General features: G+C 61.8%; 16 protein-coding genes. 6 read left to right on the plus strand and 10 right to left on the minus strand.

The window, feature by feature from the left end; all coding sequences use genetic code 11:
- Positions 1 to 17 precede the first annotated feature (17 nt).
- The 6 genes from paaD to J2Z31_RS00475 form a co-directional block, all read right to left on the minus strand.
- A complete protein-coding gene (gene paaD, locus J2Z31_RS00450) occupies positions 18 to 542 on the minus strand; it encodes a 1,2-phenylacetyl-CoA epoxidase subunit PaaD (RefSeq protein WP_209599912.1) in 525 nt (174 codons plus the stop codon).
- Positions 543 to 551: 9 nt separating this feature from the next.
- Positions 552 to 1,337, minus strand: a complete 786-nt coding sequence (gene paaC, locus J2Z31_RS00455; RefSeq protein WP_209599913.1) for a 1,2-phenylacetyl-CoA epoxidase subunit PaaC — start codon at positions 1,335 to 1,337, stop codon at positions 552 to 554.
- Entirely contained in the window at positions 1,337 to 1,621 is a 285-nt protein-coding gene (gene paaB, locus J2Z31_RS00460) for a 1,2-phenylacetyl-CoA epoxidase subunit PaaB (protein WP_209599914.1), read from the minus strand. The genes paaC and paaB overlap by 1 nt, the downstream gene beginning before the upstream one ends.
- A 23-nt stretch (positions 1,622 to 1,644) precedes the next feature.
- Positions 1,645 to 2,640: a 1,2-phenylacetyl-CoA epoxidase subunit PaaA gene (paaA, locus tag J2Z31_RS00465; protein ID WP_209599915.1), complete on the minus strand. Its 996-nt coding sequence runs from the start codon at positions 2,638 to 2,640 to the stop codon at positions 1,645 to 1,647.
- A gap of 228 nt (positions 2,641 to 2,868) precedes the next feature.
- Positions 2,869 to 3,759: a phenylacetic acid degradation operon negative regulatory protein PaaX gene (gene paaX, locus J2Z31_RS00470; protein WP_209599916.1), complete on the minus strand. Its 891-nt coding sequence runs from the start codon at positions 3,757 to 3,759 to the stop codon at positions 2,869 to 2,871.
- 24 nt (positions 3,760 to 3,783) lie between these two features.
- A complete protein-coding gene (locus tag J2Z31_RS00475) occupies positions 3,784 to 4,251 on the minus strand; it encodes an Lrp/AsnC family transcriptional regulator (RefSeq protein WP_209599917.1) in 468 nt (155 codons plus the stop codon).
- Between the two features lie 119 nt (positions 4,252 to 4,370).
- Between J2Z31_RS00475 and J2Z31_RS00480 the strand changes: the two genes are divergently transcribed.
- From J2Z31_RS00480 to J2Z31_RS00505, 6 genes are all read left to right on the plus strand, one after another.
- Positions 4,371 to 6,449 (plus strand): transketolase C-terminal domain-containing protein, encoded by a 2,079-nt coding sequence (locus J2Z31_RS00480; RefSeq protein WP_209599918.1) that lies wholly within the window; start codon positions 4,371 to 4,373, stop codon positions 6,447 to 6,449.
- Between the two features lie 2 nt (positions 6,450 to 6,451).
- The gene (locus J2Z31_RS00485) at positions 6,452 to 7,627 is read left to right on the plus strand and encodes a dihydrolipoamide acetyltransferase family protein (protein ID WP_209599919.1); all 1,176 of its coding nucleotides are present in this window, start codon (positions 6,452 to 6,454) and stop codon (positions 7,625 to 7,627) included.
- A gap of 69 nt (positions 7,628 to 7,696) precedes the next feature.
- On the plus strand, positions 7,697 to 8,065 hold the full coding sequence (locus J2Z31_RS00490; RefSeq protein ID WP_209599920.1) for an ArsR/SmtB family transcription factor: 369 nt from the start codon (positions 7,697 to 7,699) through the stop codon (positions 8,063 to 8,065).
- The gene (locus J2Z31_RS00495; RefSeq protein ID WP_209599921.1) at positions 8,062 to 8,601 is read left to right on the plus strand and encodes an SRPBCC family protein; all 540 of its coding nucleotides are present in this window, start codon (positions 8,062 to 8,064) and stop codon (positions 8,599 to 8,601) included. The genes J2Z31_RS00490 and J2Z31_RS00495 overlap by 4 nt, the downstream gene beginning before the upstream one ends.
- A gap of 30 nt (positions 8,602 to 8,631) precedes the next feature.
- Complete coding sequence (locus J2Z31_RS00500) at positions 8,632 to 9,420, plus strand: DUF899 domain-containing protein (protein ID WP_209599922.1); 789 nt, start codon at positions 8,632 to 8,634, stop codon at positions 9,418 to 9,420.
- A 395-nt stretch (positions 9,421 to 9,815) separates the two neighbouring features.
- Positions 9,816 to 11,144 carry an MFS transporter gene (locus J2Z31_RS00505; protein ID WP_209599923.1) on the plus strand — a complete coding sequence of 443 codons (1,329 nt, stop codon included), beginning with the start codon at positions 9,816 to 9,818 and terminating at the stop codon, positions 11,142 to 11,144.
- A 161-nt stretch (positions 11,145 to 11,305) separates the two neighbouring features.
- Here the strand turns inward: J2Z31_RS00505 and J2Z31_RS00510 are convergent, their stop codons facing one another.
- The 4 genes from J2Z31_RS00510 to J2Z31_RS00525 form a co-directional block, all read right to left on the minus strand.
- Positions 11,306 to 11,740, minus strand: a complete 435-nt coding sequence (locus J2Z31_RS00510) for an OsmC family protein (protein ID WP_209599924.1) — start codon at positions 11,738 to 11,740, stop codon at positions 11,306 to 11,308.
- 221 nt (positions 11,741 to 11,961) lie between these two features.
- Positions 11,962 to 13,869 (minus strand): bifunctional sugar phosphate isomerase/epimerase/4-hydroxyphenylpyruvate dioxygenase family protein, encoded by a 1,908-nt coding sequence (locus J2Z31_RS00515; RefSeq protein ID WP_209599925.1) that lies wholly within the window; start codon positions 13,867 to 13,869, stop codon positions 11,962 to 11,964.
- Positions 13,866 to 14,726 carry a shikimate dehydrogenase family protein gene (locus tag J2Z31_RS00520; protein WP_209599926.1) on the minus strand — a complete coding sequence of 287 codons (861 nt, stop codon included), beginning with the start codon at positions 14,724 to 14,726 and terminating at the stop codon, positions 13,866 to 13,868. The genes J2Z31_RS00515 and J2Z31_RS00520 overlap by 4 nt, the downstream gene beginning before the upstream one ends.
- Before the next feature lie 25 nt (positions 14,727 to 14,751).
- On the minus strand, positions 14,752 to 16,266 hold the full coding sequence (locus J2Z31_RS00525) for a tripartite tricarboxylate transporter permease (protein ID WP_234939214.1): 1,515 nt from the start codon (positions 16,264 to 16,266) through the stop codon (positions 14,752 to 14,754).
- Between the last annotated feature and the right edge of the window lie 2 nt (positions 16,267 to 16,268).

The raw sequence follows: 16,268 nt of genomic DNA on the forward strand, positions 1-16,268 counted from the left end.
CGGCTCCTCGCATCCCCTCAGATGCACTTGAAGTAATCGAATGGTTCGAGGCAGTCGGAGCAGCGATAGCTCGCCTTGCAGGGGGTCGAGCCGAACTGACTGATCTTTTCCGTGCGAGTGGAGCCGCAACGCGGGCATTGGACGGTCGGATGCGAGTTGCCCGAAAGGCTTTCGATCCGTCTGTGCAGCCGGTCATTCGGAGCGGTACCGTCGACCGGCGGCGCGATGCCGAAGGTTCTTAGCTTCTCGCGAGCCTCGCTGGTGATCCATTCGGTGGTCCAGGCGGGCGCGAGCTGGCGTTCGAGCCTGACCTTTTCGATACCCCTGCGGTGCAGCATGCTCTCGATATCGAGATTGATCATCGCGGTGGCGGGACATCCCGAGTAGGTCGGAGTCACGGTCACCACCAGCGTGTCGCCGTCCCAGGCGACATTGCGGATGATGCGGAGATCGGTCACCGATATGACGGGAATCTCCGGATCCGGCACATCTGCGAGCCAGCGCCAGATTTCCTCGACAGAAGGGCGTGTCGCCGTCGGCACGGGAGCCTCCTACCAGGTGGCGCCCGGATAGGCGCGTTGCAGGAACTGCATTTCGGCCAACACGAAGCCGAGGTGCTCCGAGTGCATGCCGCGCCTGCCACCGCCGTGCATGTAGCCATCCGTCGGTTTTCTCAGCGTCGCCTCGGAAAGCGTTTCGGCCACCAGTTCATCCCATTCTGCTTTCAGGCTCTGGGGCTCGGGTGCCACCCCCGCGGCCGAAAGCGCCGTGTCAGCGGCCTCGGTCATGAACATCTCGCCGGTATAGGGCCAAAGGTCATCGAGCGCCTGCTGCATGCGGGCGTGGCTTTCGGCCGTTCCATCGCCGAGCCGGATCACCAGGTCGCGGCTGCGTTCGAGATGGTAGGAGACTTCCTTCGAGGCCTTCTCGGCGATTTCCGCGATGCGCCGGTCGGTGGAGCTGAGAAGCGTTTGCAAACGGAGGTAATGCCAAGCATCGAACAGGAACTGGCGCATCAGAGTCTTGCCGAAATCGCCGTTGGGGCGTTCTGTCAGCAGCAGGTTGCGGAACTCGTAGACGTCTCGGAGATAGGCAAGGTCGTCCGCGCTGCGGCCCTTGTCCTCAACCTCTCCCGCAAGACCGAGCCAGAGCTGCGTCTGTCCGATGAGATCGAGCGCGGTGTTGGCGAGCGCGATGTCTTCCTCTAGTGCCGGCGCGTGGCCACACCACTCGGAGACGCGGTGGCCAAGCATGAGCGTATTGTCACCCATGCGCAGCAGGAACTCGAACAACGCGGCCCGGTCAATGGCCGCTTCCGTGGTGGTCTCCGCTTCCATCACATGTGCCCCACTTCGTCAGGAATGTCGAAGAAGGTCGGGTGACGATAGACCTTCGAGTTGGACGGCTCAAAGAGCGGGCCTTTCTCGGATGGCGAACTGGCCGTGATGTCGGCAGAACGCACCACCCAGATGCTGACGCCTTCGTTGCGGCGCGTGTAGACGTCACGGGCGTTGTGGATCGCCATCTCCGCATCCGCGGCGTGCAGGCTGCCGACATGGCGATGGTTGAGGCCGTGCTGACCGCGGATGAAGACTTCCCACAGGGGCCATTCGCTGGACATGTTTTCCTCCCGAAGTCCCGTCTCTACTCCGCAGCGGCTGCGCTGCGGGCACTGACCTTCTCGGCGTGGGCCGTCAGGCCATCACGGAACCAGACGCCGTCCTCCCAAGCTTTTCTGCGAGCGCCAAGCCGCTCCGCGTTGCAGGGGCCGTTACCGGCGATCACCTCAAAGAACTCGTTCCAGTCCGGCTCTCCGAAATCATAGCCGCCCTTATTTTCGTTCCACTTCAATTCCGGATCGGGAATGGTGAGCCCGAGATACTCGGCCTGAGGCACGGTCTGATCGACGAATTTCTGACGCAGCTCGTCGTTTGAGTTCTGCTTGATCTTCCAGGCCATGGACTGGGCCGAATGCACGGAGGCCTCGTCGGAAGGGCCGAACATCATTAGCGATGGCCACCACCAGCGGTTAAGCGCATCCTGCACCATGGCTTTCTGTGCCGGCGTTCCCTTCACCATTTTCATCAGGATGTCGTAGCCCTGGCGTTGGTGGAAACTCTCCTCCTTGCAAATCCGGATCATTGCGCGCGAATAGGGTCCGTAGGAACAACGCTGCAGCGGAACCTGGTTCATGATCGCCGCGCCGTCCACCAGCCAGCCGATCGCGCCAATATCCGCCCAGGTGAGCGTCGGATAATTGAAGATCGACGAGTACTTGGCCTTGCCGGAGTGAAGCTGCTCGTAGAGCTCATCGCGGCTCACCCCGAGGGTCTCGGCGGCGCAATAGAGATAGAGGCCGTGGCCCGCCTCGTCCTGCACCTTGGCAAGCAAGATCGCCTTGCGCTCGAGCGTCGGCGCACGGGTGATCCAGTTGCCCTCGGGAAGTTGGCCGACGATCTCGGAATTGGCGTGCTGACTGATCTGGCGGATGAGCGTCTTTCGATAGCCTTCAGGCATCCATTCCTTCGGCTCTATCTTCTGGCCTGCGTCGATGCGCTCCTGGAAGGCGCGCTCCTCTGGCCCCATCTCGTCGAGGCCTTTGACGCGCGGCACGTCCGATTTCACCATTTGCGCATACATGGTTTCCTCCATCAGACGCGCGGTGAATTGCTCGATTGGCCGACCGATCGGTTAAAAATATAGCGCTGCACATGTCACACTTCAACGACATTTTCTAATTTTTCTGTGACATGATCTGACACGCTTAGAAGAACCCTGCTGGTCGACACCTTGGCATTGAAATGCAAAGGCCGGCCGCGAACCGCAGCCGCGACTCAAATTCCTCCGTTTTTTCAAGGCTGGGGCCGGTCACTTTCCGCCGAGTGTCGCAAGGCGGCGTTCCGTCGCCTCGCTCGCCCTTGGAAATGGCCCCGCAGCGGTGACGAAGCTTTGCGCGACATGAAGGTCGGCTTCAGGCGACAAGCTGCAATAGAGCCGGGCAAACAGACGGCGCGCGTCTTCTCCAGGCCAGTCCAACGGGAGAACCTCCGGTGGCAGGCGCGGATCACGCAGCGCTTCCAGGCGAAACTGGTGTACGAGCAGCAGGCGAGCGGTGAGACAATCGGCAGGAGCCAGAAGTCCGCCCGCTTCGACGAGTTCCGCGAGCGGAGCGAAGCGCTGGAGGAAGCCGCCATAGGCCTCCGCATGCGGGGCGAGGTCCCAGCAATGGGCGGCAAAGTCGCCCAATCGTTCCGCTCCTTCCGCAACCTCCGCGCGGAAGACGACGGCGGGCATGATCTCAGGCGGAAATGGCCTGACCCCGACGGCGAGGCGCGCGCCGAGGCGCGCGTGGCCAGAGCGTTCTAGCATCTGCATTCGCTCGTCAGTGGATGGTCCCATCAGTTCGACGAAATGCCAGGCCGTTGCCTCCGGCGGGCCGAAAAGCACCCGCGCCGCGGCGGCGAATTCGGTCCGGGCGAAATCCGTGAGGCGGTAGAAGCTCCGCCTGCCCTGCCGCTCTCCCGCAAGCCGCCCGCCCGCAACGAGACGGGACACAGCGGTCCGGACAAGGGTTTCGGTAATTCCGACGGCCGCGCAGACCTCGATCAGGTTGCCGATCCAGAGCGCGCCCCCGCGCGGCTCCACGACGTCCCCGTAGATGGTAACGATGAAGCTCGCCGCTCTCAGCTGGAAGCCATCCAGGATCGCCCGCAATGGCCGTGAGCCAGATCGGTTCGTGTTTTCGTCACTCACCTGCATGCGACACCCTTTCCAGCCGCGCCGTCAGACCGGAATGGCGGTCGAATATTTCACGCTCTTCAGGGCGAAATGGGACGAGGAGTTGGCAACGGCCTCGTGCGTGAGAATGCCCCGCATGAGCAATCTTTCATAATCGGCGACATCCGCAACGACGACGCGCAGGAGATAATCCCAGTCTCCGGACATGGAATAGCATTCCAGGACCTCCTCATGGCTCTCCACGAAGTGCTCGAAACTGCGGCGGGCGGCGGGGTCGTGCGACTTCATCCGGATCTGGCAGAAGACATTCAATCCTCGTCCGACCATGTCGGGATTGACGAGCCGGACGGTCTTGCCGAGCACCCCGGCCATATCCATAGCCTTGATGCGCCGCCAACAGGAAGCCGGCGAGGCGCCGACCGACTCCGCCAGGGTGGCATGGCTGATGTCGGATTGCTCCTGAAGAATTCTCAGAATTTTTCGATCTATGCCGTCGAGATTGAATGTATTCATCACATTCGTCCCCAAACCGAAACACATTGATCAATCAGTACCCAATATGGCGTCAGATTGAAACCGATTTGCGCCTGGGCCGGGTTATCCTTTGATGATGCGTTTGGAGGAGAATTGCGATGGGTCAGGCCCTGCTGAAACCCGCCCGACGGAATGCACCTGACGAAAGCATCGACTGGAAGAAGGTCGTGCACCTGATGCTTCTGTCCCGCGAACTCGATGAGATGGAGGAAAAGCGCCTCGTTCCGGAAAGGAAGGTCCTTTATCAATTCTCCGCCCGCGGCCACGACATGGCGCAGATCCTCCTGGGATTGAATCTCACGGAAAAACACGATGCGGCCTGCGGCTATTACCGCTCACGTCCGCTGCTGTTGTCGCTTGGTGTCGATCCGGCCGACGCGCTCGGCTCTGCCATGGCCCGCGCGGGAGGATACTCCGACGGCCGCGACATCGGCGTCGTCTTCAATTTCCCCAATCCGAATGGCGCCTCGGCGCTGCCGATGTGCGGCGGCGTCGGCTCGCAGTACACGCCGACTGCCGGCTGGGCTCAGGCGGTCACCTATTTCAGCAGGAATCTCGGAAACGAGGAATACGATCGGGCGATCGCCGTCGTCCTCGGCGGCGACGGCTCCGTCGCCTCCAACGGCTTCTGGTCGGCGCTCACGGTCGCCACGACTCAGCAACTGCCGATGCTCTTTTATATCGAAGACAACGGCTTCAGCATCTCGGTGCCCTCTATGCTGCAGACGCCGGACGGCAATATCGCCGCCAATCTCGCGGCTTGGGGGAACCTGACCGTTCTCGATGGGGACGGTTGCGATCCGGAAGAGGCCGCGCGGCTGACCAGAGGCGCGGTTGAACTGGTGCGCAACGAACGAAAGCCGCTCCTGCTACGCTTGAGCGTCCCCCGGCTGGAAGGACACAGTTTTCAGGACACACAAACATACAAGAGCGAGGAACTCGTCAGGAGCGAGTGGGCGCGCGATCCGTTGCCGCGGCTTCGGGACTACCTCGTCCCGGCAACCTTGAGCGAGAGGGAATGGGACGAGGTCGCCGCGGCTGCGAAGGCGGCCGCCGCGCGGGCGCGCATCGAAGCCGAGTCCCGGCCTGTTGCCGATCCGCAAACCGTCACCCGCAATGTCTTTTACGAAGGCGAGATGCAGGTCATGGGCGGCCAGTATAGCGCGGGCTACCGTCCGCCCGAGACGACCGAGGCGGCAACGAGCGACGGCCAGAGGATCAATATGGCGACGGCAATCCGGCGCACGCTCGATCATGAGATGTCGGTCAATGAACGGATTATCCTTTTCGGCGAGGACATCGGACCGAAGGGCGGGGTCCATGCCGTCACGCTGGGACTGCAGGAAAAATACGGCGAGGCCCGCGTCTTCGACACGTCGCTCTCCGAAGAGGGCATTGTTGGCCGGGCGGTCGGAATGGCGCTGGCGGGTCTCGTGCCCGTTCCGGAAATCCAGTTCCGCAAATATGCAGAACCGGCCATAGAACAGATCAACGATTGCGGGACCGTCCGCTGGCGGACGAATAACCGCTTCGCCGCGCCGGTCGTCCTGCGCATGCCCGGCGGCTTCTTCAAATGCGGCGATCCGTGGCACAGCCAGACGAATGAAGTCACATTCGTCCATCAGCCCGGCTGGAAGGTCGCCGTGCCGTCCAACGCCGAGGATGCCGTCGGTCTCCTGCGCTCCGCGCTGCGCGGCAATGATCCGGTGATCTTCTTCGAGCACCGCGCCATGCTCGACCATCCCTGGGCGAGGAGGCCCTATCCAGGCGACACCTTCGCGCTTCCCTTCGGCAAGGCGAAGTTCACAAGACAAGGCCAGGACATAACGATCGTGACCTGGGGCGCCATGGTACCCCGATGCGAAGAGGCGGCCGAGGGTGTTTCCGCCGACGTCATCGATCTGCGCACACTTGCGCCCTGGGACAGGGATGCGGTTCTCGCGTCGGTCCGCCGCACCCGCCGCTGCCTGATCGTACACGAGGATCTGGGAACGGCAGGTTTCGGCGCGGAAATCGCCGCCACCGTCGCGGATGAGGCCTTCGCCGATCTCGATGCGCCGGTCTCGCGCCTGACCATGCCCGACATTCCAAGCCCGCATAATCCGGTCCTGCTCGATTGGGCGGTCCCCTCGACGGAACGGATCCGCCAGAAAATCACCGACCTCGTGGAGTATTGAGCATGAGCGGCTTCATCGAGATCAACGCCCCTCTCGAGCAGGAGGGGACGAAGGCGGTGGTGCGCAATTGGCTCAAGAAAGTCGGTGAGAGCGTAAGGGAGGGAGACGCCCTAGTCGAACTCGAAACCGACAAGGTGACCCAGGAAGTCGCCGCCCCGGCCGATGGCGTACTCGCGGAAATCCTTATGCAAAACGGCGACAACGCCGCGCCAGGTGCTGTCCTCGGACGGATCGGCAGCGCCGCTGGGGGGGACGCTCGCTCTGCCGCGCTTGCGCCGACCGCCGCCGAGGCGCCGACCGTGGCGGAAGAGAGCCCGCACTACTCGCCCGCGGTGCGCCATGCGGCGAAGGAATACGGCATCGATCCGGGCACCATAACGGGGACCGGCCGGGATGGCCGTGTGACCAGAGCGGACATGGACAGGGCTTTTGCGGCAATGGCGGAGCGTTCCGCGAAAAAAGCGGCCAGGACCGCGGCGCGACCCTCGCGCAAGGTACCGCACAGTGACATGCGCTTGGCGATCGCCAGCCACATGCTGCAGTCCGTCACGACTGCCCCGCATGTGACCGCCGTGTTCGAAGCGGACTTTTCGGCCATCATGCGCCACCGCGACGAGCACAAGGCGAAGCTTGCGGCAGATGGCATCAATCTCTCCTACACAGCCTATCTCGTGTCGGCGAGCGCCGCCGCGATGCGGGCGGTCCCCGAGGTCAACAGCCGTTGGCATGAGGATGCGCTGGAGGTTTTCGACGACCTCAATGTCGGCATCGGCACCGCCCTCGGCGGCAGGGGCGTGATCGTGCCGGTGATCCACCAGGCGCAAAAGCTTTCACTCGCCGAAATCGCGGCGAAGCTCCAGGATTTGACGGCACGAGCTCGCACGAACGCGCTCGAGCCCGAAGACGTGAAAGGCGGCACCTTCACCATCTCCAATCACGGCGTTTCCGGGTCGCTGCTCGCCGCGCCGATCATCATCAACCAGCCGCAATCGGCAATCCTCGGCGTCGGGCGACTGGAGAAACGCGTCGTCGTGCGCGAGGTCGACGGCATCGACACCATTCAAATCCGGCCCATGGCCTATGTCTCGCTGACGATCGATCACCGTTCGCTCGATGCGCACCAGACGAACGCATGGCTCACGCATTTCGTGCGGGCGCTTGAGGACTGGTCCGACTAGCGCGTTTACCTCAGCTTATATTCAACCAGGCGGTTGACTATTAAAATCCGCGCGTCTATATTCAACCACATGGTTGAACAAGAAGCACATCGGATGAGTTCCGTCTTCCACGCCCTCGGCGACGCCACGCGCCGCCGGATGCTCCGCGACTTGAGCCGTGGCGAACGGACCGTCAGTGAGCTTGCTGAACCCTTCGAAATGTCGCTTGCAGCCGCCTCGAAGCACATCAAGGTGTTGGAGAATGCGGGACTGATCCGCCGTGAGGTGCGCGGTCGCACACATCTTTGCCGCCTCGAACCCGGCCCGCTCGCAAGTGCCCATGAATGGCTGAGCTTCTATGAACGCTTCTGGACCGGTCGCCTGGATGCTCTGGAAGAACTCCTCCGCAAGGAAAAAACAGGCGTATCCCCCAATCCCACAAAAGGAGAAAAGAAATGACCGAACTTGTGACCCTGGATGCCTATGGCTCGCTGATCGAACCCGCGACGCTGAAGATCCAGCGCTTCCTGCCTGCTACGATGGAGCGTGTGTGGGCCTATCTCACGGACAGCGATCTGCGCCGCCAATGGCTCGCGGCAGGCCAGATGGAGACGAAGGTCGGCGCGCCCTTCGAGCTTACCTGGCGAAACGACGACCTCACTGATCCGCCCGGCGAGCGCCCGGCGGGCTTTTCCGAGGAGCACCGGATGCAGAGCCGGATCATCGAAATTGATCCGCCCCGCAAGCTCGTCATCGCCTGGGGCGCCAATGGTGACGGCGAAGTCTCTTTCGAACTCGAGCCCAAGGGCAACGGCGTCCTGCTCACGCTCGTCCATCACCGCCTGCCCGATCGCGGGATCATGCTCAAGGTCAGCGCCGGTTGGCACGCGCATCTCGACATTCTGGTTGCGCGCACTGCCGGCACCGAACCCGGGCCGTTCTGGGACGGCTGGGTCCGACTGCACAGTGAGTACGATCGGCGTCTGCCGGCCTGACCGCACGAGCACCGGCAAGGGAGAAAGATCATGGGCAACCACAAGACCGGAACCCGCGGGGAATGGCTCACGGCGCGGCGCGAGCTGCTTGAGGCCGAGAAGGAGTTGACGCGACAGAGTGATCGGTTGGCGCAACGACGGCAGGAACTGCCTTGGGTCCGCATCGACAAGGAATATCGGTTCGAGACGGACGAGGGCATCGCCTCGTTGGCCGACCTCTTCCGGGGGCGGTCTCAGCTCCTTGTCTACCATTTCATGTTCGGTCCCGACTACAAGGCGGGGTGTCCATCCTGCTCTGCGATCGCGGACGGTTTCAACGGCTTTGCCGTCCACCTTGCGAACCATGACGTCACGCTATCGGCCGTGTCACGGGCGCCGCTGGCAAAACTGCAAGAATACAAGCGTCGGATGGGCTGGTCGTTTCCCTGGGCGTCCGCCTTCGGGAGCGATTTCAACTTCGATTTCAACGTCTGGTTCACCGAGGAGCAGCAGAGCGAGGGCGGTATCGAATACAATTATCGGCGCGAGCCGCCGCTAGTCGACGCACTCGCCGGCAAGACCATTCGAGAATGGCAGTCTCAAAGCAATCAGGGACCCGTTGCGGAGATCGCCGCCACTACGGGAACCGACGTGGCGACCTACACGCGCGAGAGGCCGGGCATGAGTGCTTTCTCACTGGTGGATGGCGTAGTCTACCACACCTATTCCACCTATGCGCGCGGGCTGGACGGACTCTGGGGCATGTATCAGTGGCTCGACCGTGCCCCCAAGGGCAGAAACGAGGCTGGCATCTGGTGGCGCCGCCACGATGAATACTAGCAATCCTTGCTGCGCGGCGACGCTACAATGCGCCGCCGCGCAGCACCTCCAGCGATGTATCCTTGTGCGGCGACCTCGAAAATCAATCGATCGTCGCCTTTCTTCGCGAAACACCAGGGCGCCCCGGCATTCCGGGTCGCCAGAAATACGCAATAAATGAGAGTGCGCCGCCGCTATGCTTTCACGGCTCAATGTTGTAGCGGACAGGAAACGGTGGAATTCGCCTATTGTACAAGCATTAGCTTCCGATGGCGACGAAAAGCCGCAGAAATTAAAAACCTCCAATAAATTTTTACTTCAGCCTGCAGCGTTTTGAGGAACGGCCTAGTTTTGAGCAAGCCGTTTCTGTGTTAAAAGAAAGTCGGGCGCCACGCCCCGGAACGGGAGGAACGGACATGGCAGTTCAAGTCCCGAGGGATTTCCGCCGCGTGATCCTTGCCGCGTCGGTGGGAAACATTATCGAATGGTATGACTTCTATATCTTCGGGAGCCTGGCCGCGGTCCTGTCGGTCAAGTTCTTCGAACCGACACACCCGGTCGCAGCTCTTCTGAGCACGATCGCGCTGTTCACCGCAGGTTTCCTGATTCGTCCACTGGGGGCGTTCCTCTTTGGCTGGATGGGCGATCGCGTCGGTCGGAAATACACCTTCCTCATGACGCTCACCGGAATGGGCATCGGCACCGGCGCGATCGGGCTGATTCCAACCTACGAGGCGATTGGCCTGGCCGCTGCATTCATTCTCTTCGGCTTACGGATGGTCCAGGGTTTGTGCCTGGGCGGAGAATATGGCGGTGCCATCACCTACGTCGCCGAGCATGTCCCCGACGAGCGCCGGGGCTACTATACCGGCTGGCTTCAGACCTCTCCCACTCTCGGGATCGTGGTGTCGCTGGCCGTGATCATCGCTACACGCACTTATTTCGGCAATGAGGTCTTCGATGCATGGGCATGGCGCGTGCCGTTCCTGCTGTCCTTCCTGCTGGTCGCTATCGCAATCTACATCCGCCTTCAGCTCCAGGAGACACCGATTTTCGAGGAGATCAAGGCGAGGGGGCAGATGACCCGGAATCCCTGGAGGGAAGCTTTCCTCAGTTCCAACATCAAATATGTCGGGATCGCCACTATAGTGCTGATCGGGCAAGGCGTGGTCTGGTATAGCGGCCAGTTCTGGGCCTTGTACTTCCTGCAGCAGGTGTCCAAAGTGGACCCGCTGAACTCGGCATACATCGTGGGAGCAGCGCTTCTTCTCGCAACCCCAAGCTTGATCTTCTTTGGCTGGCTGTCCGATATCATAGGCCGCAAGCCGGTGATCCTCGGCGGCATGTTGCTCGCCTCGCTCACGTACTATCCGCTGTATTTGTGGCTGGGAACAGTCACGCAGCCTGACAACATCAATTATCCAGCCGCGATCTTCATCATCTTCATCCTGGTTTGCTACGTCGGGATGGTCTATGGGCCGGTCGGGGCGTTCCTGGCGGAATTCTTCCCCGGCAGGATTCGCTACACCTCGGTTTCGGTTCCGTATCACATCGGCAACGGTTGGGGCGGCGGGCTGGTGCCCTTCGTAACCTCGGCGGCTTTCGCAGCCACCGGCAGTATCGGCTACGCGCTTATTTATCCGATAGTGGTTCCTGCTGTTTGTTTCGTGCTTGCCCTATTGCTGATGCCCGAGACCCGCCGGATCAGCATTTGGGAGCCGATTGAGCCGAGACCGCTACCGTGACACAAGTCGCGGGGCCGCGGGGCCCCGCCCACTTTGTTTAGCACGGTCGTGGTAAGACCCATTCTACCTTTGCGCGGGGGTTGGATGGCCTGTGGCAAGTAGCTCAACCGTCGGCCCCAACTCACGGTCCTGCAGACTCTCGGATGATAAATCCTTGCGCTTCAGGGCGCCGGCGTCCCCGCGCTATCGACGACTTCGAAGTCATGGGTGATTGCAGCCGTCTTGGCGAGCATTGCCGAGGCCGAGCAATATTTCTCGATGGACAACGCAACGGCGAGCTCGACCTTCTTCGCGGAGAGACCGCGCCCCTTGACCACAAAATGCATGTGGATGCGGGTAAACACTTTAGGGTCCTGATCCGCGCGATCGGCGTCGATCTCGACGACGCAATCCTCGACCGCCTCGCGGCCTTTTTCGAGGATGTGCACGACGTCGAAAGCCGAGCAGCCACCGGTGCCGATCAGGACCAACTCCATCGGGCTTGGCCCTGGCTTCTGTCCATCGGGACCATGGGCGGTGCCAAGCACGATATTGTGCCCACTTTCCGATTGGCCGACGAAAGTCCGCCCTTCAACCCATTTGACGCGTGCTTTCATCGAAATCACCTAAACGCAGGAATCTGGAACATTGCACGGCTGTGCACGCATTTCGCCGAACTGGCGAAAGCAGTCACCGCCGGGATTACAGCGCCGCGTCTTACCAGACGCGCAAAGGTCGCTGTAGCACTTTGAACTGCTGCATGTCTTTGTCCTTAAATCGGGGTCGATTTAAGGACAAAGACATGCAGGAGGATCCGTAAGCACAAGACCGACGGGCGTCAACCGATCAGCGGCATTCCCGCAGGGCGGATGGAGCGCTTTTGCGCGGCAATGCGAAAGGGCGCATTACCGGCTCCGTAGCCGCGATAGCCGCCACGACGCTCGACGATCTCGAAGAAGAGCCCTTCCCCGAAGGTCGGTCCATAGAGTTGGAAGAATTCGCCCGTATCGTCGCGGTCATAGAGGATGTTGTGAGCGCGAAGCTTGTCGGTGAACTCGGGCTCGAGTCCGAGACGCGCCTCGATGTCGTCGTAATAGTTGCGCGAGATCGCCAGCGGCTGGAAGCCCGTCTTCTTGAGTGCCGTTGCCGTTGCGAAAATGTCCTTAGTGGCGAAAGCAAGATGCTGTATGCCGGGGCCGAAGCTCTCAGCGACGAAATGGCCTGCAAACGTGTTGCGGTTCTCCGCGCCATTAATCGTCAGCCGCAGCGATCCCTCCTCATTTTCGATGACCTGGCTGCGGACCAGCCCTGACGGATCGACAATATCGATCATCGGCGACTTCGATGCCTTGAAGATGGCGGTATAGAACAGCAGCCAGGACAGCATCTCCTCGGCTTTCATCGTCTGGGCCACGTGGTCGATCGCCTCGAGCCCGGTTTCCGCCTGCGGCGCGGAATGTGCAAGCCGCTCGAACTCCGCCTCCCAGATGCGGGCGGTTTCGCCGATATCGTCGACGAAATAGATGAGACTTCCGCCGACGCCGCGAATGGCGGGCATGGCAATGTCCGCCGGCGACCGCCGCTGCTCGAAGGGCTCCGCCCCGAGCGCCCTGGCGCGCTTGACCGCTGCAGCGGCATCATCCACTTTCAGGCCCATCGCATAAGCGCAGGTACCGTGGACGAGATAGGCGGAATGTGCGAAACCCTCCTGCTCCGCATTGACCACGATGTTGATGCCGCCCTTGCCGGGCACCTGCCGCCAGAGCGTCACGGCCTTGCTCCGGTGTCGGGCGACCGGGGAAAAGCCCATCGTGCCAAGCACAGCGCCGAGTTCCTCCGCCTCGTCCTCGTCGGTTGCGAACTCGATGAACTCGACGCCGAGGACATTCGCACGGTCCGGCATGTCCGGTAGCGCCACCTTGGATTCCGGCTCCGCCCGCTTCACTTGGTCCATGAGGTAGATGAGTGACCGGTGCCCGTCCTCGGCGATCGCCTTGGCCGAGCCGCCGCGGAACTGATCGTTGAAGATTTCCAGCGAAATGACGCCGGCATAGCCGGTCGCGCTCACTGCCCGCATGAAGTCGGTGACGGGAAGATCGCCCTCGCCCGGCATATTGCGGAAATGGCGGCTCCAATAGAGCAGGTCCATATCGATCAGCGGTGCATCGGCAAGCTGGACGATGAAGATGCGGTCACCGGGTATGGAGCGGATCGAGTTGACATCGATCTTGCGAGCAAAGCTATGGAAGCTGTCGAGGATCAGCCCGATTTTCGGGTGGTTCGCACGGCGCACGATTTCCCAGGCATCGCGGTGGTCGCTAACGTGGCGGCCCCATGCCAGCGCTTCATAGCCGACGCGCAGGCCGCGCCGCGCTGCTCGCTCGCCAAGTTCGCGCAGGTCGTCTGCCGCGCGATCGATGCCGCCGATCGCCAGCGGCGAGACATTGGAGCACACGAGCATCAGGTCGGTGCCGAGCTCCTGCATCACGTCGAACTTGCGTTCGGCCCGATCGAAGGCGCGGGACCGATGCGGCTCCGGCATTCCCTCGAAATCGCGGAAGGGCTGGAACAACGTGACCTCCAGTCCATGGTCGCGCACCATGCGGCCAACCTCTGCCGGTGATCCGTCATGGGTCAGAAAATCATTCTCGAAGATCTCGACACCGTCGAAGCCCGCCGCGGCGACCGCCGCCAGCTTCTCCTGAAGGGTACCGCTGATGGAGACGGTGGCGATCGAGGTCTTCATGCCGGTATCCTCGCTTCCGCTTTCGGCTGCGCCAGAAGCGCGCGCAGCGCCGCCGCGTCGACGTCCGCTCCAGTGAAGTAGCGGAAAGCGTCGACGCCCTGGTGAAAGAACAGTTCATAGCCGCTTAAGAGTGAAAGGCCGTTTCGCCGGGCGTCAGCGAGAAACTTCGTCTCGACCGGCGTATAGACAGCATCGAATGCCCAGCGCTGGCGTCCGATCGCAGACGTCGGAAAGGCACTTCCCCCATAGCCGACCATTCCGAGCGGCGTGCAATTGATGAGCCCATCGGCCTCCGCGGCAGCCTCCTCGATCGAAGGGGCAATCTCGACGGGCATTTCGACACGAGCAGCCTTGAGGGAAGAAAGTAGCGCGTCGGCCTTCGCCGTGTCGGGATCGAAGATCAGCAGACGTTCGCAGCCGAGTGCCGCAAGGCCAAAGGCAACCGCCTTGCCAACTCCGCCGGCGCCAGCCATGGCGACCGTGCCGGGCGCCGCCCCCGGAAAGCTCTCCCTGAAGGCACTGACGAAGCCCGTATAGTCGGTGTTGTAGCCGGCAGGCGGCGTCTTATCGAAGACTACGGTGTTGCAGGCGCCGATCGCGGCGATCGCCGAATCGCGCACTGTGAGCCGCGGAACCACGCGTTCCTTGTAAGGATAGGTGACGTTGATCCCGCGAAAGCCCTCGACGAGGCAGCGATCGAAGACCGTTTCGAAATCCTCGCCGCGGTCGGCGGGGATCAGTCGCTCATAAGTCACGTCAAGGCCGCAGAGCCGGCCCGCCAGGACATGCAGCCGCGGCGATTGCGAGCGGGAGATGTTGTCGCCGATGAGCCCCAGGCGAGTGGTGGCGTCCGACATGGCTTCTTCCTTTGTCTTGGCATGCTCATCCCCGACCGAGTCGGGGATGAGCATGCATTTTGATCGCCTTCCACACCGGCGTCTGGCTGAGGAGGATCAGGAGGATGGTAAAGAACAGCACGGCCGAAAGCGGGCTGGTGATCATGCCGTAGAAGAACGCCGGCAGATTCTCCTGTTCCGAGATGATGGCACGACGCCAATTGTCATCCATGAGGCGGCTGAGGATGATGCCCAGCACGACCGGACCGACCTGGTAGCCGTAGAGCTTCATGAAGTAGCCGAGAACGCCGAAACCAAGCATCCACCAGACATCCGACAAAGAGTTGTTGATCGAATAGGCCCCGACCACGCTCAGGAGCAGAATGAGCGGGAAGAGCACGCCCTTCGGGCACTCGATGATCTTGGTGAAGATCTTGATGCCGGTCAGGCCGAAGATCAGCATGAAGATGTTGGCGAGCGTCAGATTGCCGACCGTGAACCAGAACATGTCCGGCTTTTCGACGAGCAACAGCGGACCGGGATTGAGACCGTGGATGAAGAGCGCGCCGATGATCACCGCAGTGACCGCATCGCCCGGGATGCCGAGCGTCAGCATCGGGATATAGGCGCCGCCGACAGCCGCGTTGTTGGCCGACTCTGGACCGACGAGACCCTCCTTGGCACCTTGGCCGAAGGGCACTTCAGGATCCTTGGTCACGCGCTTGGCGTGATCATAGGCCATCAGCGCGGCGATGTCGCCGCCGGTTCCCGGCAGGGCGCCAATGATGACGCCGATCGTCGAGGTCTGCAGGCTCAGCGGCAGGTACTTCTTTAGGTCGGAGAAGGACGGCACGATCTTGTCGACCTTCTGCTTGACCGCAGCGAGGTGCAGATTGTGCAGTTGCAGCAGTGCCTCGGACACGCCGAAGAGGCCGATCATCAGCGCGACCGGGGAGATGCCGTTCATCATATCGACCGAACCGAAGGTGAAACGCTGCTCCGCGGTCATAGGGTCGAGGCCAACGGTGCCGAGCAGCATGCCCAGCGCACCGGCGAAAACGCCCTTGGCGAGGCTTTCGCCGGACAACGAGCCGACGAGGAGGATGCCCATGACCGCAAGCAGCATGTAGTCGCGCGGCTGGAAGAGGATTGCGAATTCACTGACAACCGGGGCTGCCACCGCCAGCACGATGATGCCGACGAAACCGCCGAAGAAGGACATGACCGTGGAAAGGCCGATAGCGTTGCCAGCTTCGCCCTTCTTCGCCATCGGGTAGCCGTCGAGCGCGGTGGCAATCGCCGCCGGCGCACCGGGAATGTTGAGCAGGATGGCGGTGCGGGAGCCTCCATAGACGCCGCCCATGAAGATGCCGTTCATCAGCGCAAGCGCGTGGTTGACCTCCCATCCGAAGGTGAAGGAGATCAGGATCGACACCGCCATGGTGACAGAAAGGCCCGGAATGGCACCGATATAGATACCTGCAAATGTGCCTACGGCCGTCAGCGCAAGCAATTCCGGCTGCAGCCAGGAAGCAAAGAGATAGGAGAGTGCGTCCATCATGG

This window comes from Sinorhizobium kostiense, from assembly GCF_017874595.1.
Taxonomy (GTDB): Bacteria; Pseudomonadota; Alphaproteobacteria; order Rhizobiales; family Rhizobiaceae; genus Sinorhizobium; species Sinorhizobium kostiense.